The organism is Engelhardtia mirabilis (assembly GCF_007748095.1).
GTDB lineage: Bacteria > Planctomycetota > UBA1135 > UBA1135.
Genome location: NZ_CP036287.1, coordinates 4,183,285 through 4,205,189 on the forward strand (window position 1 = coordinate 4,183,285; position 21,905 = coordinate 4,205,189).

12 protein-coding genes and 1 pseudogene are annotated in these 21,905 nt (G+C 70.9%); 4 read left to right on the plus strand and 9 right to left on the minus strand.

The window, feature by feature from the left end:
* Nucleotides 1-106: 106 nt before the first annotated feature.
* On the plus strand, nt 107-1,228 hold the full coding sequence (locus Pla133_RS15545; RefSeq protein WP_419191577.1) for an SGNH/GDSL hydrolase family protein: 1,122 nt from the start codon (nt 107-109) through the stop codon (nt 1,226-1,228).
* Nucleotides 1,229-1,282: 54 nt separating this feature from the next.
* On the opposite strand, the gene Pla133_RS15550 is transcribed toward Pla133_RS15545, so the two are convergent.
* A complete protein-coding gene (locus Pla133_RS15550) occupies nt 1,283-4,825 on the minus strand; it encodes a S41 family peptidase (protein WP_145066837.1) in 3,543 nt (1,180 codons plus the stop codon).
* A gap of 159 nt (nt 4,826-4,984) precedes the next feature.
* Between Pla133_RS15550 and Pla133_RS15555 the strand changes: the two genes are divergently transcribed.
* The gene (locus Pla133_RS15555) at nt 4,985-7,405 is read left to right on the plus strand and encodes a M1 family metallopeptidase (protein ID WP_419191578.1); all 2,421 of its coding nucleotides are present in this window, start codon (nt 4,985-4,987) and stop codon (nt 7,403-7,405) included.
* Nucleotides 7,402-8,064, plus strand: coding sequence for a DUF6702 family protein (locus Pla133_RS15560; protein WP_145066839.1), 663 nt, complete (start codon nt 7,402-7,404; stop codon nt 8,062-8,064). The genes Pla133_RS15555 and Pla133_RS15560 overlap by 4 nt, the downstream gene beginning before the upstream one ends.
* Nucleotides 8,065-8,131: 67 nt before the next feature.
* Here the strand turns inward: Pla133_RS15560 and Pla133_RS15565 are convergent, their stop codons facing one another.
* The 8 genes and pseudogenes from Pla133_RS15565 to Pla133_RS15600 all read right to left on the minus strand — a co-directional run bounded on the left by Pla133_RS15565 (nt 8,132) and on the right by Pla133_RS15600 (nt 20,073).
* Nucleotides 8,132-9,235, minus strand: a complete 1,104-nt coding sequence (locus tag Pla133_RS15565; RefSeq protein ID WP_145066841.1) for a DUF4340 domain-containing protein — start codon at nt 9,233-9,235, stop codon at nt 8,132-8,134.
* Nucleotides 9,236-9,244: 9 nt separating this feature from the next.
* Complete coding sequence (locus tag Pla133_RS15570; RefSeq protein WP_419191579.1) at nt 9,245-11,146, minus strand: Gldg family protein; 1,902 nt, start codon at nt 11,144-11,146, stop codon at nt 9,245-9,247.
* A gap of 4 nt (nt 11,147-11,150) precedes the next feature.
* Nucleotides 11,151-11,999, minus strand: a complete 849-nt coding sequence (locus Pla133_RS15575; protein ID WP_145066845.1) for an ABC transporter permease — start codon at nt 11,997-11,999, stop codon at nt 11,151-11,153.
* A gap of 101 nt (nt 12,000-12,100) precedes the next feature.
* Nucleotides 12,101-12,766 (minus strand): annotated as a pseudogene (locus tag Pla133_RS15580) (ABC transporter ATP-binding protein); the annotation flags it as partial.
* Nucleotides 12,767-12,888: 122 nt separating this feature from the next.
* Nucleotides 12,889-13,791, minus strand: a complete 903-nt coding sequence (locus Pla133_RS15585; protein ID WP_145066847.1) for an ATP-grasp domain-containing protein — start codon at nt 13,789-13,791, stop codon at nt 12,889-12,891.
* 172 nt (nt 13,792-13,963) lie between these two features.
* Entirely contained in the window at nt 13,964-16,186 is a 2,223-nt protein-coding gene (locus Pla133_RS15590; RefSeq protein WP_145066849.1) for a response regulator, read from the minus strand.
* A 355-nt stretch (nt 16,187-16,541) separates the two neighbouring features.
* Nucleotides 16,542-19,286, minus strand: coding sequence for a YncE family protein (locus Pla133_RS15595; protein ID WP_145066851.1), 2,745 nt, complete (start codon nt 19,284-19,286; stop codon nt 16,542-16,544).
* Nucleotides 19,287-19,461: 175 nt separating this feature from the next.
* A complete protein-coding gene (locus Pla133_RS15600; RefSeq protein WP_419195395.1) occupies nt 19,462-20,073 on the minus strand; it encodes a DUF2238 domain-containing protein in 612 nt (203 codons plus the stop codon).
* Between the two features lie 177 nt (nt 20,074-20,250).
* Between Pla133_RS15600 and Pla133_RS15605 the strand changes: the two genes are divergently transcribed.
* Nucleotides 20,251-21,882 (plus strand): outer membrane protein assembly factor BamB family protein, encoded by a 1,632-nt coding sequence (locus Pla133_RS15605; RefSeq protein ID WP_145066855.1) that lies wholly within the window; start codon nt 20,251-20,253, stop codon nt 21,880-21,882.
* Nucleotides 21,883-21,905 lie beyond the last annotated feature (23 nt).

The window sequence follows — 21,905 nt, forward strand, 5'->3', positions numbered from 1 at the left end:
CGCGCTCCGCCGACGACCGACTCGCGGGGTCGATCGACCTGCACTACCCTCCCTGATTCGCCGTGAAACCGTATAGATGGCGCCCCAGCCCCGCATCATCTCCCCCATGACCGATCGACCGACCCCCTCGAAGGCCCGTCGCGCCCTGCTCGTCTCCTCCATCTCCTTGGCGGTGATGGTCCTCGGCAGCGAGCTGCTGCTGCGCGTCGTCGGCTTCAGCAACGAAGAACCCGACCCGGTCTACGCCGTCTGGGGCAACGAACTCGATGCCCAGATGAAGAGCGGGCGCGGCCTGCACCAGATCACCATCGGGACCCTCTGGGAGCCGCGGCCCGGCGCCGAGATCCCCATGGCCCCGGGCGAGTTCGTCAACAGCGCGGGCTTCCGAGGGCCCGAGCGCGAGGTCGCCAAGCCCGACGGCGTGGTGCGCGTGCTGACCCTCGGCGACTCGTCCTCGTTCGGGATGAAGGTCGCCTACGACGAGTGCTACACGGCTCAACTGGAACAGAACCTGCGCGGCGCCGGCCTCGACGCCGAGACCATCGCCGGCGGCGTGATCGGCTACACCATCGCCCAGGGCCTGGAGCGCTTCCGCAAGCTGTCGGTCTACTCGCCCGACGTGGTCGTCCTGGCCTTCGGCGCCGTCAACGAGCTCTATCCCGCCCAGGGGCTGCCCGACCGCCCGAAGATCGCCCATCAGAAGGGCGTCGGTTTCTCCAAGACCGACGTGCTGCGCGCCAACTCCAAGCTGGTGCAACTCGCCCACTACGTGCGCGACGACCTGCTCGGCGGCCGCGAGGCCGATCGGATCGCCAAGTACGAGGCCTGGGTCAAGGCCGAGCAACACGTGGGCGGCCAGGGCGCCCTCGACTGGCCCGGAACCCGTCGCGTTGCCCCCGAGGACTTCGGCGCCTACCTGGACGAGTTCGTGGGCGAGATCCGCGCCGCGGGCGCGATCCCGGTGCTGCTGTCGATGCCCAGGCAGCGGGTGTACGAGGTCGAGTCGCCCTTCTGCCTGAAGTACACCAAGCAGCTCGAGGCCGCCGCCGAGCGCCTGGACGTGCCGCTCGTGGACGGGCGCGACCTGTTCAAGTGGGACGAGGTCGAGCGCCCGGACCCCGACCAGTTGTTCCTCGACCACTTCCATCCCTCGGCGGAGGGTCATCAGATCCTGGCCGGCGGACTGGCGCCGGTCGTGCTCGAAGCCCTCGCTGGAACGCGCGACTGAGGGGAGCGCGGCGCGGCCGCGCCCCCCCTCGCCGCGCCTGCTCGATCGCCGCGCCTACTTGCCCGCGTCGATGTCGGCCAAGAGCGCTGCGACCGCCGCTTCGAGCTGGGCGTCGACGCCAGCGGCTTCGTCGGTCGGCGTGCGCGGCACGTCCACGTCGGGCAGCGCACCGTGGTGCTCCATGTCCGTGCCGTCGGGCAGGTACCAGCCGCGGAACGGACGGCGCACGACGGTGCCGTCGATCAACTGCGCGGCGCCGGTGGAGATGACGCCGCCGAAGGTCTGGGTGCCGATCAAGCGCCCGCGACCGATGGTCCGGATCGAGTGGGCGAAGATCTCCGCGTTCGAGAAGGAGTTCTCGTTGATCAACACGGCGATCGGACGCGAGTAGCCGTAGATCAGGCGCCGATCGCGCGGGTAGGCGTCGGTCGGAACGCTGGCCGGATCCGCGCCGCGGGGCACGGTGAAGGCGTGGTTCGGCGCCGTCAGCGAGGCCAACAGGATGTCGGTGGTCGACCCACCGCCGTTGTCCCGCACGTCGATCAAGAGCCCGTCCTTGCCGTGGGCGGCAGCGTAGAGGTCGCGCTCGAAGTCGCGCACGTAGCGCATGCTCATGCCGCGGATGTGGAGGTAGCCCAGGCGTCCGCCCGAGAGGCGCTCGACGTCGTCGCGCCTGGCGAGCACGTCATGCTCGTAGCGCAGGTCGCGCTCGGCTGTGTAGGACATCGGCTCGATCACGAGCTGTCGCACGGTGCCGTCGACACCGCGCACGCCCAGGAGCAGCTCGGCTCCCTCGGTCCCCTCGAGCACCGTGTAGAGGTCCCGCTCTGGCAGGCTGCCCAGGGGCGCCAGGGCCCGACCCGCCATCGACACGATCACCTCGCCGGCCTCGATGCGGCTCGCCTCCCGGTCGGCCGGACCACCGAGGATCACCTCGGTGACCTCGAAGCCGCCCACGACGGGCTCGATGTCGACGCCCAGGTAGCCGGTGTCCTGGGAGGGCGCGCGGAAGGCATCGCCGCCGAAGATGCCCAGGTGCGAGCCGTCCAACTCGCCGAAGAGCATCGTGCCCACGCGATTGAACTCGTCCGAGGTCCGTGTGCCCTGCGCCAGGGTCAGGTAGCGCTGGGTCAACGCACCCCAGTCCAGGCCCTTGAGGGTCGGGTGGTAGAAGGCGAATTCCAGCACGCCGGCCGCCTCGAGGAACTTCTGACGTTGCTGGGCCGCAATCTCGAAGCGCGCGCGCGCGTCGATGTCGAAGGTCTCGGCCTTGCCGCCGTCGGCCTTGACGCGCTTGGCCTGACCGCCCTCGACGAAGGCGATCTGCTTGCCGTCCGGGCTGAAGCGCACGTTGCCGGGACTGCCGCCGACGACCTTCTCGCGCTCGTCCCCATCGGCACCGATCGACCACAGACCGCTGTCCTCGCCCACGGAGCCCGTGAACACGACCTTGGAGCCACCGGGGCTGATGCCGAGGTTCGACTCGGAGCCGGGCAAGCTGGTCAGGCGCCGGGCGCGTAGCCAGGCGTCGTCGAGGTCCAGCTCGAAGGGCTCGGGCTGCTCGGTGTCCTCGTCGATGGCGCCACGCTTGGCGAAGGCCTTCTCGGCCTCTTCGAAGTGCTCGGCGAGCTCGTACTGGGAGAGGCCCTCGAGGGAGCGATCCAGGTAGACGCGCCACACGTCCCACTCGAAGTTCTCACCGGCGCGCTCGGACAGGAACACCAGCACCTTGCCGTCCGCCGACAGGCGCGGCTCGTGGTCGATGTCCGGATGGCGCGTGACGTTGACCGGCTCGAAGGTCCAGTCGACGGCGTCCGCCGGCCCCACGTCGCCGATCCACACGTCGCCGTTGAAGTCCAGGTCGCTGACCGCATAGACCAGGTGGCGGGAGTCGGCGGCCCACTCGACCTCGGGCTCGTCCCAGTTCCCGAGCAGGGTGCGCGAGGCGCCACTGGCCAGGTCCATCAGCACCATGTCGCCGCGCTCGCGCAGGTACAGCAGCGAGCGACCGTCGGGCGAGGGCAGGGGGTGCCAGAGGTGGACGTCGGGATCGAGCACCAGGGGCTCGACGGTGAAGGTCAAGGCTTGGGCCCAGCGCTCGCCGGGGGTCGGGCCCTCGGGCTCGTCGTCTTCGTCGGACTCCGCCTCGTCCCCATCCCCTTCATCCTCGGTCGTCGCGTCCGATTCCGGCTCGGTGCCCTCGACGTCCACGTCGACCTCCGTATCCGAAGACGTATCGCCGGCTTCCGACTCCGCCGCTTCGTCGTCGGACTCCTCCGCCGCGCTCTCCGGGGCCTCCGCGGGCTCGAGGTCCTGGCGCGCCAGGGCCACACGCGCGGTGTAGATGCCCTTGCGGCCACTCTCGTCGGAGACGAAGTAGAGGGTCGCGCCGTCCGGCGACCAGGCCACGTCCGCCTCTCGCGAGACGCTGTCGGTGATGCGCCGCGTGGGCCGATCCTCCGCGGTGGCGCGCACCAGGACCTCACCGCGGGCGACCACCGCGACCGTGGCCCCGTCGGGCGAGACGGCGCTCTCGTCCACCTCGCGCGCGAGGTCCACGACGTCGACGTCCGCCTCGCTGTCGTCTACGGACAGGGCGATGGCCACGACCCGGGGAGCCGCGTCCGCCTGGCCGAGGTCGAGGGTGTAGATCCGATCCCAGACGGCGAAGGCCGCGTGCTTGCCGTCGACCGAGACGTCCAGGTCGCGCACGCCGTGGCCGATGGTCGGCTCGCCGGGCGCCGGGACGAAATTCGTCAGGGCTTCGGTGCGGCCCGCGGCGTCGGTGCGCCAGACCTGGTTCGAGCCGCTGCGGCTGGACACGAAGACCAGGCCGCCGTCCGGGGTCGGAAAGCCGGCGTGCTCGCTCGCGTCGGAGGGCGCCAGGACCTCGAAGGCGCCGCTGGCGAGGTCGAGGGACCACAGTTCGGGCGCTCCGGGGCCGCGGTAGCGCGGGCGCTCGTAGAGGTCGCGGCCGCGGCGGAAGACCACGCGCCCGTCCGCGCCCTGGTGGGGCTCGGAGCCGAAGGCGTCGGTCAAGCGCGTGATCGGCCCGCCATCGATGCCGACCCGGAACATGCGCGAGGCGCGGTAGAGCCCCGGCTCGCGGGAGCTGGCGAAGAGCAGCGCGCTCCCGTCGCCCGTGAAGCCACCCAGGGACTCGCTGCGGTCGGTGCTCGTGACTCGCCGCGGCTCACCGGCGATCAAGCGGCCGCCCTGCTGCTCCAGGTCCACCACGTAGAGGTTCGTGGCGCCGTCGCGATTGGACTCGAAGGCCAGGCGGCGCCCGTCGGGCGCGAAGGCCGAGCGGCCCTCGCGCGCGGGGTGTGCGGTCAGCCGCGAGGCCACGCCACCGGCGGCGGGCACCGCCCAGAGGTCGCCGGCGTGGCTGAAGGCGATCCACTGACCGGTCGGATCGATGGAGGGGAACTGCGGCAGGCCCGGGGCCCGCAGCACGTCCGTCCGCGCGTTGGCGCGGGGCTCGAACACCGTCGGCTCGACGTCGGCGACGACCGCCGCGGGCTGCGGCAGGGCGCAGGCGGCGGTCAGGGCGGGCGAGAGCAGGAGCAGGCCGAGCAGGGTTCGCGTGGGTTCCATAGGGGTCGCTGGGTGTTTTCGGAGCGGGAGGGCGCCGCCGGGCGGGGCGCGATCCTACCGCCAGGCCATGGGAGGCTGGACCGCAGTGCCGGAGCCGAGGAAGATCTCCCCTCGCTACCCCCCGGTACGCGCCCTCGACCCCCAGCCACCGTGATCGCCGTGCAATCAGTCTCCCTCCCGCGTCCCCTCGCCCTCCGTCGCCTGGTCCTGACCGCCGCCGCCGCCGTCGCGGTCCAGGGCTTCGCCATCGCCCAGGGCGTCGGCGAAGCGCCGCCCGCGCGCTCGGGCAAGGACGTGTTCCGCCAACTCGAGGAGGTCCTGCCGACCCCCAACGCCTACCGCAACGCATCGGGTGCACCGGGGCACGAGTACTGGCAGCAGAAGGTCGACTACGCCATCGAGATCAGCCTCGACGAGGACAGCCGTCGCTTCACAGGCTCGGAGCGGATCACCTACACCAACAACTCGCCCGACGAGCTGCGCTACCTCTGGGTCCAGCTCGAGAACAACCTGTACTCGCCCGACAGCCACGGCGCCCTCGTGGAGGAGAACTCGGGGCTCGCGAAGGAGGGCTTCGGAACGATGCGCGCGATGCTGGCGCGCGACGAGTTCGAGGGCGGCATCGACGTGCTGGCCGTGCGCGACGGCGCCGGCGCGGCCCTCACGCACACGGTCGTCGACACGATGATGCGGGTGGACCTGCCCCAACCGCTGGCCTCCGGGGCCCGGACCGAGTTCGAGATCGACTGGACCTTCGTCATGAACGACTCCAGGGAGGTCTGGGCACGGGCCGCCGCCGAGTACTTCGAGGACGACGGCAACTGGATCTTCGAGGTGGCCCACTGGTTCCCGCGCCTGGCGGCCTACACCGACGTCAACGGCTGGCAACACAAGCAGTTCCTGGGCCGCGGCGAGTTCACGCTCGAGTTCGGGGACTACCAGGTCGAGATCACCGTGCCCGCCGACCACGTGGTGGCGGCCACCGGGGTGCTGCAGAACCCGGACGAGGTGCTGACGGCGCAGCAGCGCCAGCGACTGGCCGAGGCCGAGCGCTCCGACGCGCCGGTACTGGTCATCACGCCGGCCGAAGCCGACGCCAACGAGCAGGAGCGCGCGGACGGCACGGCCACCTGGAAGTTCGCCGCCGAGAACGTGCGCGACTTCGCCTGGGCCAGCTCACGCAAGTTCGCCTGGGACGCGATGGGCGTGGACATCGACGGCCGCCGCGTGCTGGCCATGTCCTACTTCCCGGGCGAGGGTGAGCCCCTGTGGAGCCGCTACTCGACCCACGCCGTGGCCCACACCCTCGAGGTCTACTCCAAGTTCGCGGTGCCCTACCCCTGGCCGGTGGCGATCAGCGTCAACGGGCCCGTGGGCGGCATGGAGTACCCGATGATCTGCTTCAACGGGCCGCGACCCGAGGAGGACGGGACCTACTCGGCGCGCACCAAGTACGGCCTGATCTCCGTGGTCATCCACGAGGTCGGCCACAACTGGTTCCCGATGTATATCAACTCGGACGAGCGCCAGTGGACCTGGATGGACGAGGGGCTGAACACCTTCGTCCAGTACTTGGCCGAGCAGGAGTGGGAGCCGGACTACCCCTCGCGCCGCGGCGAGCCGCGCAACATCACCGGGTACATGTCGAGCGCCAACCAGGTGCCGATCATGACCAACTCGGAGACCCTGCTGCAGTTCGGCAACAACGCCTACGCCAAGCCGGCCACGGCCCTGAACGTGCTGCGCGAGACGGTCATGGGGCGCGAGCTGTTCGACTTCGCCTTCGGCGAGTACGCCCGGCGCTGGGCCTCCAAGCGGCCCCAGCCCGCGGACCTGTTCCGCACCATGGAGGACGCCTCCGCGGTCGACCTGGACTGGTTCTGGCGCGGCTGGTTCTACACCACCGACCACGTCAACCTGGGGATCGTAGGCGTCGAGGAGTTCACCCTGGACCCCGGTGACCCGCAGATCGCCAAGGCGCGCGACCGCGCCGAGGACGAGGCCCGGCCCGAGACCCTGGGCGAGCAGCGCAACGCGGCCCTGGCCAAGCGCTCGGATCGCTATCCGGAGCTGCTCGACTTCTACAACAGCTACGACGAGTTCGCCGTCACCTATCAGGACGAGCAGGCCTACGCAGACCTGATCGAGGGCCTCGACCCCTGGGAGCGGGAGCTGATCGAGCGCGAGATGCCGTACTTCACCGCGGTCACCATCGCCAACCACGGCGGGCTGGTGATGCCGGTGATTCTCGAACTGCACCTGGAGGGTGGTCTGGTCCAGGAGGTCCGGATCCCCGCCGAGATCTGGCGCCAGAACGACCTGCGCGTGACCAAGCTGCTGATGACCGAGGCGCGCATCGAGAGCATCGTGCTCGACCCCCACGAGGAGACCGCCGACGTCGACACGTCCGACAACCACTTCCCGCAGCAGCCCGTGCGCACGCGCTTCGAGCTGTTCAAGGACAAGGACAAGCAGAACCCGATGCAGCTCGAGCGCGCGGCCGAGAAGGCCCGTGCGGAAGCGGCGGAGGGCGCTGAAGCGGTCGACGACGGCGGTGAAGGCGCGGTCGGCGGGCGGTGAGCTTCGCGGGCGCCCTGGCGCTGACGAGCCTGTGGTTGGCGGAGGCGGCGGTTTTGTGCCTGGCACCGTGCGAACGCCTACCGCGTGACGAGCGTCACCCCTGGCACGAGACCCAAGCCGAGCTGGACCTGCGCCCCGAGCGGGGACTGTTCGAGGTCGCGGTCCGCATCGATGCGCTGGAGTTGGAACAGGCCCTCAGCCGGCGGGCGGGACGCCGCCTGTCCCTGGATCGCACCGACGAGGTCGCCCCCCAGCTCGAGGCCTGGACGCGCGAATCCTTCCTGGCCCGCAGCGCCGGCGGCTCTTGGGCCACGCTGAACTGGGTCGGCTTCGAGGCCGAGGTGCGCGACGCCTGGATCTTCTTCGAGTTGATCCTGCCGCCGGGGCCCGGGCCGTTGAGCCTGTCGAACCAGATGCTGTTCGAGCGCAACGCGTTCCAGTCCAACAAGCTCTTCGTGCGAGCCGAGGACTTCGGTGCCGTCCTGGTGTGCGAGCCGGGCGCCCCGTGGGCCACGTTGAGCGCCGTCGACCTGCCCCCACCCCCGGGGCCACAGGTCGGCTGGTCCGTGCGCTTGCCTCCCCTGCCGGGCACCTTCGCCGCGCGGCTCGCGGCCGAGGGCACCGACTCGCCGGCGATCCCGGGCCCCATCGGAGGCTGAGCGGGACCGGCCTACAGGTCCGCGGCAACGGCGACGCCGCGGTCGCGGAACCGGCCAGCGATGCGCGCTACGAGTTGTCGGTTGCCCCGTCGGACTCCACCTCGTCGGCCGCCGCCGGCTCCGCCAGCCAGTCCTCCCAGGTCGCGAGCAGGGCCTCGGCCTTCCAAGCGGGGAGCTGGAACGCCCAGGGCTCCCAGGCCTCGTTCCAGGACTCGGCCTGGGCCGCTGTCACGACCAACTCGGTTGTCGCGGCGCCGCCATCCGATTCCGGCTGCGGGCCCACCGGCGCCGGCGGAGCCTCGCTGGCCTCGGCGTGCAGCCGCGCCCAAGGACCGCCCCCATCACCCCCGCGCCACAGCTCGAGCACCACCGCACCGCCATCGCCGGCCTCGAAGCGCACTCGACGCAGGGGCTCGCCGACCGTGTGCTCGCCGTCGGCCCGGGTGACGTCGTCGAAGTTGATCCGCGCCGCCTGGCCGAACAGGGGCGTGAAGGGATCGGCGGGCTCCAGCTCACGCCCTTCGGGGACGCCCCCCACAGGCCGCGGGTCCCCGTCGGCGTCGCGCTCCAGCACGAGTTCGAGGTCGCCCGAGATGACCACCCGCTGCACCTTGGCTGCGGGCAGCGCGACCAACTGCATGTCGAGCCACGTCCGAGCCCCGGCCTGGGGTCGCAGGCTCCCGCCACACAACCAGACCTGGTCCTCGCCCTCGCGGCGCAGGTAGACCGCCTCGCTGGGGCTCCACTGGCTCTTGCCGACCCACACGTCGGCCAGGACATCGCCCCCATCGGAGCGCACCTCGACGCGAGTCCCCGTGCCCTCGCCCTCGGCCGCCACTTGCAGATCTCCGTGGCGATCGGGCCGGGCCGTGCGCGGCTCGGCATCGCTCAGGCGAGCGAGGTCGATCAAGAGGTCGCGCACCGGCTCGAAGCGCGCCGGATAGCCGGACTTCGACGCGACGCGCCAGACGCCGTCGACGCGCTGCAGTTCGACCGCGTCGTTCGGGCCCGTGACGGTGATCTCGGCGGCGTCGTTGACCTCCTCGGCGAGGGCCGGCAGGAAGGCCTCCCGGGCGCGCTCGCGATCGGCGTGCACGCCGTCGTCATGGGTCCACCACAGGAGGCCGGCGACGGCCAGGCAGGCAATCAGGGTGAGCTGGGTGCGTGTCATGGGTCGATCTCAGCTGCGCGCCGCGCGTCGGCCACGCCTCCACAGGGACAGGCCCGTGAGGAGCGCGACCAGGGTCGGCATCCCCAGGACGTTGGCGAGCATCAGTCGTTGGCCCAGTCGATCGATGTCCTCCTGCAGCCCGTGCCGGACCGCGCGCAGCTCCTTGCGCGCCACCAGCATCTCCTGCTGGAGCCGATCGAGCTCGGCGGCCTGCGCGTCGGAGAGGATCATCTGGTCCTCGCCCGTCTTCTCGCGCTGCAACTCGTTGATCCGCGCCTGGGCCTCACCGATCTCCCCTTGCAGCTCGGCCTCGCGCGCCTGGTACTTGGCCTCGGCATCGCGGCGCAGATCCTCGACCCGCTCGAAGGACCGCTGACCCGTCCCGCCGCCGCGCAGGCCCAACAGGACGCCGTCGCCACCCAGGGCCTCGACCGCGTTGAGCAGGAAGTCCCCGTTGTCCGCCAGGCGGGCGTAACCGAGCAGCATCTGCCCGAAGCGCTGCTCCTGGATCCAGTTCCTGTCCGCCAGGAGATCGGCGTCGGCGACCAGCACGATGCCACCGGCCGTTGCGGTCTCGGGCTCGCCCGAGGCCCCATCGACGTCCTCGGCCCCATCGCCTCCGGCGTCGTCAGCGGCGAAGGCACGCCCGATCTGCCCGCTCAGCCGCGCGGCGATGGTCAGCGGTCCATCCGCGGAGACCAAGGCGCTCGCGAACCCGCGCGGATCCGGGAAGCCCGCCACCGTCGCCGAGGGCAGGGTGCCCGCGTCGTCGGACGTGGTCAGGATCGGCTCGAGCTTCACCTTCGCGCCGTCCCGCAGCCGCAAGGAGCCCGCGCTGGCGACGTTGATCGCCTCGAGCCGCGCCACGAGCGGGTCGTCGCCGGCCAGGGAATCGCCACGCAGTTGCGGCCAGGTCACCATGTCGGTCTGCTCGATCCCGCCCCGCCGATTGCGGACGGTCACGCGCTGCGCCTGCGCGCGATCGCCGACCACGCGCGACGGATCGAACTCGACGCCCCAGGCCTCGAGCAGCGGCCCCAGGTCCGAGGACTCCGGTCCCGGCATCGAACCACTGAAGGGGTCGGGCTCGCCGGCCACCGCCTCGCAGTGCGGGTCGACGAAGGCGATCAAGTCGCCCCCGCCGAAGGCGAACTCGTCGATCGCGCGCAAGAGGCCGTCGGACAGCCCCTTCGGGTGGGCCAGGACCACCACCTCGGCGTCCTCGGGCAGGGCCTCGGCGTCGGGCGCGACCAGCTCCACCTCGGCCGCCTTGCGCAGCTGCGTCAGCACCTGCCAGGGCGGCTCCGGCGGAGGCCCGCCGGAGAGCGCGGCCATCGGATCGGCCGGCCCGCCCTCCAGGGGTAGGGACGTGATCAACGCCACCTTGGTCGGCGAGGTCCGGTCGAGCGCGTAGATCAGGCGCGCGACCTCGTACTCCAAGAGGGCCTCGTCACTCGGGTCGAGGAACGGGATCGACTCGCTCTCGTCGACGGAGTTGTGGGCGACCAACCCCAGGGTCAGGGCCGCTCCGGTGCCGTCGATGGGCAAGGCCGCGAGGCCCGCGGCGGTGGCCTGGTCCTCGGCCTCGGAGAAGGGCTCGGGGTCGAGCACCTCGAGGCTGAGCTTGCCGTCCGAGGCCAACACCAGCTCCTCGAGGAACTCGCGCACGCGCTGGGCGTGGGCCCGGTAGGCGGGCAGTTCCTTGGCCGAGGTGTCGGACCAATAGAGCTGCAGTCGCACGGGCTCCGACAGCCCGCTGACCAGCTCCCGCGTGCCCTCGTCGAGGGTGTAGAGGTGGTCGGCGGTCCAGTCCGCTCGGGCCCAGCCGAGGGTGCGATCGAACAGGGCGTTGGTGGAGAGCAGGCCGACGACGACCGCCGCCGCTCCGAACAGGACGTTGTGGCGATTCACGTTCCTAATCCGCCTTCTTCCAGTCCAAGACGAGCACGTTGAGGAACAACGCCCCGGCCATCACGGCCAGGAAGTAGAGCACGTCGCGCAGGTCGACGACGCCGCGCTGCAGGGCTTCGAAGTGGGTCAACAGGCTCAGACCCGCGACCGAGTCGACCACGAATTCCGGCGCCCAGCCGGAGAGGAAGCCCAACACGAGGGGGAAGCCCGACAGCAGCAGCCCCAGGCAGACCACCACGCAGACCACGAAGGCCACGACCTGGTTCTTCGAAAGGGCCGATAAGCAGGAGCCCACCGCGAGGAAGCTGCCCGCCATCAGGGCCGCACCGAGGTAGCTGGCCAGGATCACCCCATGGTCCGGATCCCCGAGGTAGGAGACCGTCATCCACAGGGGGAAGGTCAGGGCCAGGGCCACGCAGGCGAAGGCCCAGGCCGCCAGGAACTTGCCCAGCACCAGATCGCTCAGGCGCACCGGCAGGGTCACGAGCAACTCGACGGTGCCGATGCGGCGCTCCTCGGCCCACAGGCGCATGGCGATGGCCGGCACCAGGAACAGGTACAGCCACGGCAGGTAGCCGAAGAATGGACGCAGGTCCGCCTGGCCCCGCTCGTAGAGCCCGCCCAGTTGGAAGGTGAAGGCCCCGGTGAGGAACAGGAAGATCACCAGGAACGTCGCGGCCAGGGGCGTCGCGAAGTAGCTCGCGAACTCCCGCCGGAACACCGCAAGCAGGGGCCGGCCGACCGTAGCGGGCAGGCGCGGGGTCGAGGCCGCCGCCCGCTCCGGGCGGTCGGCGGGCGTGGCGCGCTCCGGGCGCGGGACGCTCAGCGGCCTCGAATCGGTCGTTGCGCTCATGCGCCCACCCCCGACTCGATTCGCTCCGCACCCACGGCGGGCACGTCGCTGGTGGTCAGCTCGCGGAAGACGACATCCAGCTGCGGACGCCCTTCCATCGGCGCGCGCGCGGCGAGGTCCTCGGGGGTGCCGTCGAACACGATGCGGCCGCGGTTGACGATCACCGCGCGCGTGCACACCGCGCCGACCTACTCGAGGATGTGCGTCGAAAGCACCACCGCCTTGTCGGCAGCGAGGCTGCGAACCAGCTCGCGCACCTCGTGCTTCTGGTTGGGGTCCAGGCCGTCGGTGGGCTCGTCCAAGATCAGCAGTCGCGGATCGTGGAGCAGGGCCTGGGCGATGCCGACCCGGCGCCGAAAGCCCTTCGAGAGGGTCTCGATCGACTGGTGCATCACGCTCTCCAGGTGCACCGCCTCGACCACCGTGTCCATGCGCTCGCGCAGGGCCCCTCCACTCAGGCCACGCACGTCGGCGAGGAAGCGCAGGAACTCGCGCACGGTCATGTCCGGATAGCCGGGCGCGCCTTCAGGCAGGTAGCCGAGCTGGCGCTTGGCGAGCAGGGGCGCTCGGCGCAGGTCGTGGCCGCAGATCGAGACCGAGCCCGCGTCGGGCTCGAGGAAGCCCGTGACGAGCTTCATCGTCGTGGATTTGCCAGCACCGTTGGGTCCCAGGAAGCCGACCACCTCACCGGGGGCGACGGTCAGATCGATGCCGTCGACAGCCAGGATGGGGCCGAATCGCTTCCGCAGACCGCGAGCATCCAGGATCGTGTCCATGGGGGCGGAGCGGTTGAAGACGGGGCGGTTCGTGAACTCGCGCGGGACTACGACCGCCGCCCGGACCCGTTGGTGGGTCGACGAAGAAGAAGTGCGCGGGGCGCCGATCGCGGTCATCCCGACGGCGGGCCGTCCAGGCGCGCGCGCAGGGCGCGGGCGAAGACCTCGCCCATCCGCGGCCCCTGCTCGGGATAGAGGTAGGGCTCCACCAACTCGAGCTCCATCAGCAACAGACCCCCCTCGGGTCCGCGCACCATGTCGACGCGAGCCTGCAACAGGGGTTCGTCGGTCGCGGCCGCCAGCACCGCGCGCGCGAGGGCCAGCTCCTCGGGGCTGGGCAGGTGCACCCGCTCCCGAGCGCCGAAGATCGACTGCACGCGGTAGTCCCCCGCCGCCGGCAGCTTCTGGGCGCAGTGGGAGAACTCCGGCCCGAAGAAGACGAAGGAGTACTCGCCCTCGGTCGCCACCGCCGGGAGGAAGGGCTGCAGCAGGGCCGCCCCCGGCGGAAGCTCCTCGGCCCCCGGCAGGGACTCGCCCCTGCGAACGCGAGCCTGGCGCCAGGCACAGGCGCCCACCCGCGGCTTGACCACCAGCTCGTCGCACTGGAGCTCGTCGAAGGCTGCCCCGAGCGTCCCGGCGTCTGCGCGCTCGCGCCACAGGGTCGGCACGATCGGCGCGCCGCGCTGGCCCAGGTCCGCCAGGTAGCCCTTGTCGAGGTTCCAACGCAGCACGTCGACCGGGTTGAACAGGGGCACGACGCGGGCGAACGACTCGAGTCGCGAAAGGAACGCCTGGACCTGCTCCGCGTAGTCCCAGGTCGTCCCCACCACCATGGCCTCGAAGTCCCGCGGATCGAGATCCTCCCGATCCCAGACCACCGCGCGCAGCTCGAGCCCCAGCCGCGCGCAGGCCGCGGCCATGGGCTCGAACTCGAGTTCGTGCTCCCAGTGGTCGGCGCGCCTGTCGGGTCCGCCGCCGACCATGCAACGGGAGGTGAGGAAGGCGATCGGTCGCATGGTTCGTAGCGGCGCGAGGGCCCGGAGGACTCGCCCTCGCGCGGTCGATCAACCGCCCGAGGAACCCGGGCGGGGATTAGACCCGACCGCAGGCTCCGGCGCTGCGCCGCCGTTCGAGGGAGTCGACCGCCCTGGCGCGACCCACGATCGCGCCCGAGCCGTCGACGGGCGCTCAACCGCAGTGCAGGTCGCAGGCGCGCTCGAGTACCCGACGCAGGTCCTCGCGCCGATAGGGCTTCGACAGGTGGTGCTCCATGCCCGCGTCCGCCGAGCGGTGGCGATCCTCGGCACGGGCGCCGGCGGTCAAGGCCACGATCGGGGTCGATCCGTGACCGGGGAGCTGTCGAATGCGACGCGCTGCCTCGTAGCCGTCCAGGATCGGCATCTGGCAGTCCATCAGGATCACGTCGTAGGGGCCCGCCGCCGCCCTCTCCACCGCGCAAGCGCCATCCTCGACGGTCTCGAACGAGCACCCCAGGGCGCGCAGGTGCGCGACGATCAGCCGCGTGTTGACCGGATTGTCTTCGGCGACCAGCACACGCAGCCCCGAATCGCCGGCGGGATCCATCCTCCCCAGGGCCGGAAGGGCCACCTTGACCTGGTCCGATCGATCCGCGACCTCGCTGCACAGCAGGCCGCACAGGACGCGATGGACCGACCGCCGCAGCAGGGGCTTCACGAGCCGCGCAGCCCATCCGCCGGGCGGGTCGGGGATCTGCGCGCCACCCAGGGAGCTGGCGAGCACTACCGGAACCCGATCGAAACCCGGAAGCGCGCGCAGGCGGCACGCCAGCTCGACGCCGTCCATCCCGGGCATCTGGTGGTCGAGCACGATCGCATCGGGCGGCACGTCGCACGCTGCGAGGGCTTCCAGCGCATCGCGCGGATCGAGGTAGGAAGTGACCCTGCCGCCGATGGACTCGACGTGGCCGGTGAGGACTCTCGCATTGACCGGGTGGTCGTCGACCACCACGACGCGCCGACCGCCGAGGTTCGGCGCCTCGTCCCCCTCCACCAGGGGCTGGTGCGCCGCAAGCAGGGGCAGAACGACGGTGAAGGTCGTTCCGACTCCGAGCGTCGACCGCACCTCGACCGTACCGCCCATCATCTGGACCAGGTCGCGCACGATCGCGAGTCCGAGTCCGGTGCCGCCGAAACGTCGAGTCGTGCTCGAGTCAGCCTGGGAGAAGCGGTCGAAGACATGGCCCAGTCGATGCTCGGGAATCCCGATGCCCGTGTCCTTGACCTGGATCAACAGCTCGCGCGCGCCGTCGCCGGATCTGCGTTCCGTCGCGCGCACGAGCACGTGGCCCAGCTCGGTGAACTTGATCGCATTGCCGACGAGGTTGGTCAGGACCTGGCGCAACCGTGTCGGATCCCCTTGCAGGCCGTCCGGCAGGTCCTCGGACTGCTCGACGATCAACTCGACCGTCCGACCTTCGAGGCCGGAGGCCACCGCCGCGAACGTGTCGGAGAGCAGCTCGCCGAGCGAGAAGGGGACCGACTCCAGGTTGACGCCGCCGGCCGAGAGCTTGGCCACGTCCAACACGTCGTTGACGATGGCCAACAGGGCCTCGCCCGACCGGCCGGCGGTCTCGGCGAGCTCGCGCTGGTCGGTCGACAGCTCGCCCTCGAGCATCAGCTCCGTCATCCCGATCACCCCGTTCAAGGGTGTCCGGATCTCGTGCGACATGGTGGCCAGGAACTCGTCCTTCGCCCGCGCCCCCTCCAGGGCCTGCTCCCGCGCGCGGGTCAGATCGCGCACCTTCTCTCGCAGCAGGAGTCGCTGGGGCTCGAAGACCAACAACACCTCGAGCACGAGGGTCAACAGGATCATCGCGGCCAGGGCCCCCACGACCCGCTCCAGACGTGCCAGACGCGCCTCGGACTCCGCTTGGTAGGTCCGAACGACGGCCTGCATCCTGGGCAGGAAAGCGCGTTCACGGTCGAGGACTGCACGAACCCGTCCGACCTCCGTGTCCGCTCCGTCCGCGCGCTCGACGATCTGCCGGGCCGCCGCGATCAACTCCGAGCGGAGCGGCTCGAGGGCCTGCAGCTGGTGGCGGATGGCGGAGCTGGTGCCAATGTGCTCGAGAAGCACCACCTGGGCCGAATTGAACTGGCCGATCGACTGCTCGAGCTGGAGCCCAGACTCGACCGGATCCAGGTTCAGGTCGCTCCGAGACAGGGCCAGAGCCATCGCGTCCTTGGCGATCCTCTGGCTCAGCATCCGCTGCCGACCCGAGAGGTTGATCAACTCGGCGTCCGCCGCTCCCTCCTGGAGGATCATCTGCACGATCCACAGGGTGGCCAGGACGAGCGCAGCGATGAGGGCAAGTGGCAGCAGGTAGATCGGGCGGACGTTGGAAGCGGATGTTGTGGGTAGCGGAATCACCGGAGTTGGGGGAAAAGCGTCTCTACAGGGATCGGCCCTGCCGCTCCCGGCCCCTGACCCGCTCCGCGGTTGCACGGCCCGATCCCCGGCCGCGAGACGAATTGGCGTGCAAGAAACCCGGACGCAACCTCCCAGGACCTGGGCCGTGTCGATCGAGCCTGACTCGAGGTCCGCCCCCTCGTCCGGCGACTCTGCCGGGGGCACCTCCCTACCGGCGATCCGCCTCGCCGGACCGACCCGAGTGCCCCTGGAGGCTGAAACGGCTCGAACTCGATCCGCGCGGACGCGGGTCGAGCTCGATCAGGTCCTCTCGACGCGTCGATACGCCGACGGTGAACTCAGGGGACGAGGGAACTCAGGGAACCAGGGTCAGGCCCACCGCGTTGCTGGCGAACGTCACCGTTCCGAAGAAGGCGTCGGCCGCCACGAAGGCGTGGATCACCGACACTCCGGCCAGGGCCGGGTCGGTGCCGGGGGGCAGGGCGATCGAGGCGCTCCCCTCGCCGAGTCCATCGAGCAGGCCGAAGGTGCCGACGAAGGGCGCGCTGCCCGCCAGGTCGAGGGTGAACAGCAGGTAGGCGTCCAGGTTGAGCGGGATCGTCACGCCGTCGAGCACCAGGCCGGGGCTCGATCCGCTGGCCGAGCCCAGCACGAGGTAGAGCTGCCCCGCCGCCCCCGCGCCCGCATCGAGGCACAGCGACTGCACGCCGCCGGCGCTGACCGAGATCGAGTCCACGTCCACCGTCAGGGCCTGGCCGGTGCGGGCGAAGCCCAGGCCGTCGCCCCGCGGCGCGGGCACCAGCAGCACGTCGGCCGACGGCGTCGCCGCAAGGCCAGCCGGTGCCCAGCCGTTGTCGAGGCTGTGCACGATCGAGAGGCTGGCCGTGTCGACCACGTGCAGCTCGCCGGTCTCGTCGATCGAGAAGACTGAGCCGCCGATCGTGGCGGACCAGCCCCCGGTCACCACGTAGAGGTTGGCCTCGGAGGGGTCGAGCACCAGCCCGACGGGGTTGTCGGGCAGGGCCACCTCACCAGTCTTGAGACCCGAGGGCACGTCGACCACGCCGATCGAGTCGTCCAGGTATTCGAGCACCCAGACGGTCTTGCCGTCCGCGCTGACCTCCATCTCGTAGGGCCACTGCCCCACCGCGATGGTGGCCACCACCGTCGTCGTGCCCCCCACCACCCGCACGCGGGTCAGCTCGTCCGAGTCGCGGCAGGCCACGAACACGAAGCCGCTGTTCGCGGCCCAGGCCGCGCGCACCGGAAAGCTGCCCGTGGGCTCGTCGCCGAGCACCGTCCAGGTGGCCGTGTCGATCAGGGTGACGGAGTCGCTGAAGCTCCCGCACACGGCCAGGGTCGCGCCATTGGGCGACAGGCTGATCCCGCTCGACTGGGTGTACGGGAAGCTGATAGAGCCCATGTCGCCAGTGGCGAGCTTGGCCCCCGCCGTGGTCAGCGTGTTCAGGTCGATGCGCCAGACCCCGTCGCCGCCGGAGACCACCGCCACGTAGGCGTACTGGCCGTCGGGCGAGATCTCGACCTCACTGCCGCGGGTGGAGATCGCAACGTTCGTCACGGCCAGGGTCGCGAGATCGATCACCGAGGCGAAGGTCGAGTCCAGGTTGGCGACCACGGCCTTGGAGCCGTCGGGCGTCACCGCCACGCCGCTGGGCCGGTTGCCCACCTGCACCACGCCCAGGAGCGTTCCCGTCGGCACGTCCCAGACCGAGGCCGTGTCCATCAGGATGTTGGTGGTCACCGCGCGCTGGCCGTCGAGGCTGACCGCCACGCGACGGGTCGAGTCGGCCTCGAGGCCCTGGCCCGTGTTGCCCGCGAGCAGCAGCGAGCCCGCGGCGCCTGCCGTGTCGACCACGAGCCTGTCTTCGCCGAAGGTCGTCGCGACCATGACGGCCGTGCTCGAGGTCGGCGACACGGCGCCGAAGGCCGCGCTGACCTGATTGTTCAGATCCTTGATCTTGGAGCTAGTGGCGTACTCGAGCAGACTGCCGAAGAAGCCCACGCCGAGCACGTACTGCCCGTCCGCGGTGGTCAGCAATTGATTGACCGAGGCCGTGTTCAGGTTGGCGCCCACCGCATTCGTGGCCAGGTCGACCATCACCACCGCGTTCTGCACCGCCACGGCGGCCTTCGCGCCGGTGGGCTCGACGGCGACGGGCTCGCGCACGCTCTGGCCGATGGCGATGTCCTTGACGATCGTGGCCGAGGCCACGTCGAGCAGGGTGATCGACTGGGAAGTGCCCGTGTTGGTGATCACCGCCAGGGCGCCGTCGGGGGTCACGGCGATGCCGCGCGGCCCGTCAGAAGCCGCCAGGGTCGTGACCGCGCCGGTGGTCACATCGACCACCTCGATCTCGTCGGCGTAGTAGTCCGGGTGGATCGCCGTGTTGCCGGCCAAGCGCAGCTGGTCGAGTCCCAGGGAGATGGCGCCGGGCTCCGGCGCGAAGGAGAGGGTCGAGGCGAAGCCCATGCCGCCGATGCGTCGCAGCTCGAGGCCGGTCGTCATGTCGAACACGACCAGCTCTTGGGTGCCCATGGCGCCGACCACCGCCAGGGCGGAGTCGTGGGTGATCCGCACCACCGCGGGCAGGTCCACGCCGCCGGTGACGGCGTACTCGGCTCCGCTGGCCAGGTCCACGAAGCTGACCGTGCCCTCGAACACGTTGGCGACGACGGCCCGCGTTCCGTCGGCGGCCACGGCCACGTCCTGGGGCGAGCCGCTGATCGGCAGCTCGCGCAGGAAGGCGCCGCTGACGGCGTCGAACTCGGTCAGGTTGGCCGAGTCCCGGTGCGCGATCAGGTAGCGCGAACCGTCGGGCGTGAAGGCGATGGCACTGGGTGCGTCGCCCTCGACTTGATCGGCGTTCTGCACGAGCTGCTGCGCGATCCCGCTGCACAGGCCGCCCAAGGCCGACGTGGGCTGGGCGCCGGCGTGGCCCAGATTCGCGAGATCGACCTGCGCCAACTCGAGGCTGAGCAGGATCGGATCTCCGTCGGGGTCGTCGCCCGCGCTGGAGGCGAGGGGCGTCGTGATCTGCGGCAGGGTGGCGAGGAGCAGGATCAGGCTGGGCGTCGGCATGGGGTGGACGTCGCGGGACTGTGGACGGTTCAGGTCGGCGGCGCCGATCGAAGGGGCGGCGCGAGGTCCCGAGGTTAGCCCCTCGGCCCGAGATAGGGGGCTCTACCGCGAGGCCTGCGCTGAGCAGACGCCGGGCCGTGGCCCGTCCGCCGCCGATCCGTGGACCACAAGCGATTCAGTCCGCGGAACTCGGCCGCGCGGTCTTGGAACGCCATCCGATAGCCACGCCCGCGACGGAGGCCCCGATGAAGTTGAAGACGAGATCCCAGGCCGTGTTCTCGTAGCCACCCACGCCTGTCTCCGGCAGGGCCAGGACCGCCATGAACTCGACGATCTCGTTGGCCGCTCCCAGCCCCATGCCGCCGAGCGCACACAGCAGCAAGAGCCCGAAGCTCGGCCGCGGATCCGCCAGGCGCGCGCGCAGCCCCTGCCAGCACAACCAGGTACACAGGCCGAAGCCGAGGGCGTGGACGAGCTGGTCGTAGCGCAAGAGGCCGGGGACCAGCCACAGCCCGTAGAGCACTTCGTCGCCTCCATCCGCAAGCCCCAGGTCGGCCAGCCGCAGCAGCCCCCCACCCAGGTGCATCGCACCCCAGGCCACGAGCCCCCAAACAGCCCCGGGGTGCAGGCCGACGCGTCGATGCAGGGCCAGGACGCCCGCGCCGATCACGACCAGCACGGCCACGTACATCAGGAACTCGCTGTTGTCCCGCATCCAAGCGTAGGGCGCGGCGATCAAGACGTAGCCGGCGGCCACCGCGAGGGCGGCTCGGTCGCTGGTGGTCAAGGGATGGGTCGGTGCGGCAGCCATGCCCCCGGTTGTAGCGGCCCGGCCGGTGCGGGGCACGCAAGCCGGTCCTGCCCGGCTCGACGAAGGCGGGACACCGGGCCCGCGTCCGGGGCCCCCGCTTCGGACTTCCAAGACTAGGATCGGAATCTCCCCGCCATCGCCCCCACTGCACCCATGCTCCGCACTCTCCTCACGCTGCTCGCCGCCTCGACGCTGCTGACCGCCCCCGCACCGGCCCAGTCCGACTGGACCAATTATGGCGGCGGTCCCGGCCGCAACGGGCTCACCGATCGGTTCGGGCCGACGTCGTCCAGCGAGCTGTGGAGCAACGGGGCGGACTTCTCCGTGATCGCATGGCATCCCTTCCTGTGGCAAGAGCTGGTGATCACGGTGCGCGAGGCCGGCTTTCCAGGCGCCCAGGCCAACGACGCCATCGTGGCCTACCACCGCGAGACGGGGCTCGAGGTTTGGCGCACGACCCTGCCCTACGGCGGTGACTCGGGCGCCGAGTGGATCGCCTGGATCGGCGGCGTGGCCGACGGGCGCGTGATCGCCTCGCGCTCCGACAACGGACGCAAGCTGCCCCTGCAAGCCCTGGACGCGAGCACCGGTGCGCCCCTGTGGACGTCGCAGATCGCGACCTTCGCCTGGGCCCACGACGGCCTCGTGTTCCTGGACGACGGCGACTTCATCGTCGGCGACCGCGAGAGCCTCACGCGCGTCGACGGCTCTGACGGCACGACGGTGTGGAGCATCGCGCGGAGCTGCTCGGTCAGCGGCAACTGCGGAGCGGCGCGCTTCGCGGACGCGGTCTACATCGACGAGGCCGCGCCTGGCGGCCAGGTGCTCACGCGCGTGGATGCGAACACCGGGGCCAGGCTGTATTCCTCGCCGGCGATGCCGGGCTTCACCTGCCAGAACCAACCCTTCCTCTCGCCGGACGGCCAGGTCGTCTACTACGCGCGCAGCCAGAACAACCCGACCACGGACTTCCTCTACGCCTTCCACGACGACGGCACGCAGTTCACCGAGGTTTGGAACCGACCGATCCGCTGGACCACGCGCCACGAGCACGGGGTCGCGGCGGACGGCTCGATCTACACCTTCCTGCCCGGCGACGAGTTCGTGCGGTTGGACCCGGCGACCGGGAATGTGCTGAACACCGCGGGGATCCTGGCGCCGATCGGAACGAACCTCTCGCCCCAGACCGCGGTCGACGCCGCCGGTCGCGTCTACGTCAGCAACGGCTGGGCCAGCAGCCCGGCGAGTGATGGCCGCGTGTGGGCCTTCGGGCCAGACCTGGGCGCGCCGCTGTTCACCCTGTTCCTCGATCGCCAGAACGCCGGGGGTCCGGCCATCGGCGGCCAGGGCGAGCTGGTCATCGCCGACCGCAGCGCCGTGCGGGTGTTGCGTCTGCCCGGGCCCCAGGCCTCGGCCACGCCGCGTTTCGGCAGCGGCGTGAACCCGGTCGCCTTCGACGCCGTGAACCCGCCCGAGGTCTACGGCGAGTTCGAGGCCCAGGTGGCGGTCGACGCGAGCACGGCCCTGACGGTGGTGCTGGTCTCGATCGCGCCCCTCGCGGTGCCGATCCCCTTCGAGGGCGGGGAGCTGTTGGTCGCCCTGCCCTCGCCCTTCCCGATCCAGTCCGAGCCGCTCAGCTCGGGCGGGCTGCACGCTCTCGCGATCCCCGGCGATCCGGCCCTGCTGGGAGCCTTTCTGACCAGCCAGGGCGCGCGGGTGCAATTGAACGGCCCCGTGCCGAGCCTTCAACTCGGGAACGCTCTGGATCTGATCCTGGGCTTCTGATTCCGGGCGGTCGACGGGCGTCG

Coding starts and splice junctions, on each gene's coding strand:
- Pla133_RS15545 (WP_419191577.1), top strand. CDS start 107: ATGACCGATCGACCGACCCCCTCGAAGGCCCGTCGCGCCCTGCTCGTC.
- Pla133_RS15550 (WP_145066837.1), bottom strand. CDS start 4,825: ATGGAACCCACGCGAACCCTGCTCGGCCTGCTCCTGCTCTCGCCCGCC.
- Pla133_RS15565 (WP_145066841.1), bottom strand. CDS start 9,235: ATGACACGCACCCAGCTCACCCTGATTGCCTGCCTGGCCGTCGCCGGC.
- Pla133_RS15575 (WP_145066845.1), bottom strand. CDS start 11,999: ATGAGCGCAACGACCGATTCGAGGCCGCTGAGCGTCCCGCGCCCGGAG.
- Pla133_RS15585 (WP_145066847.1), bottom strand. CDS start 13,791: ATGCGACCGATCGCCTTCCTCACCTCCCGTTGCATGGTCGGCGGCGGA.
- Pla133_RS15595 (WP_145066851.1), bottom strand. CDS start 19,286: ATGCCGACGCCCAGCCTGATCCTGCTCCTCGCCACCCTGCCGCAGATC.
- Pla133_RS15605 (WP_145066855.1), top strand. CDS start 20,251: ATGCTCCGCACTCTCCTCACGCTGCTCGCCGCCTCGACGCTGCTGACC.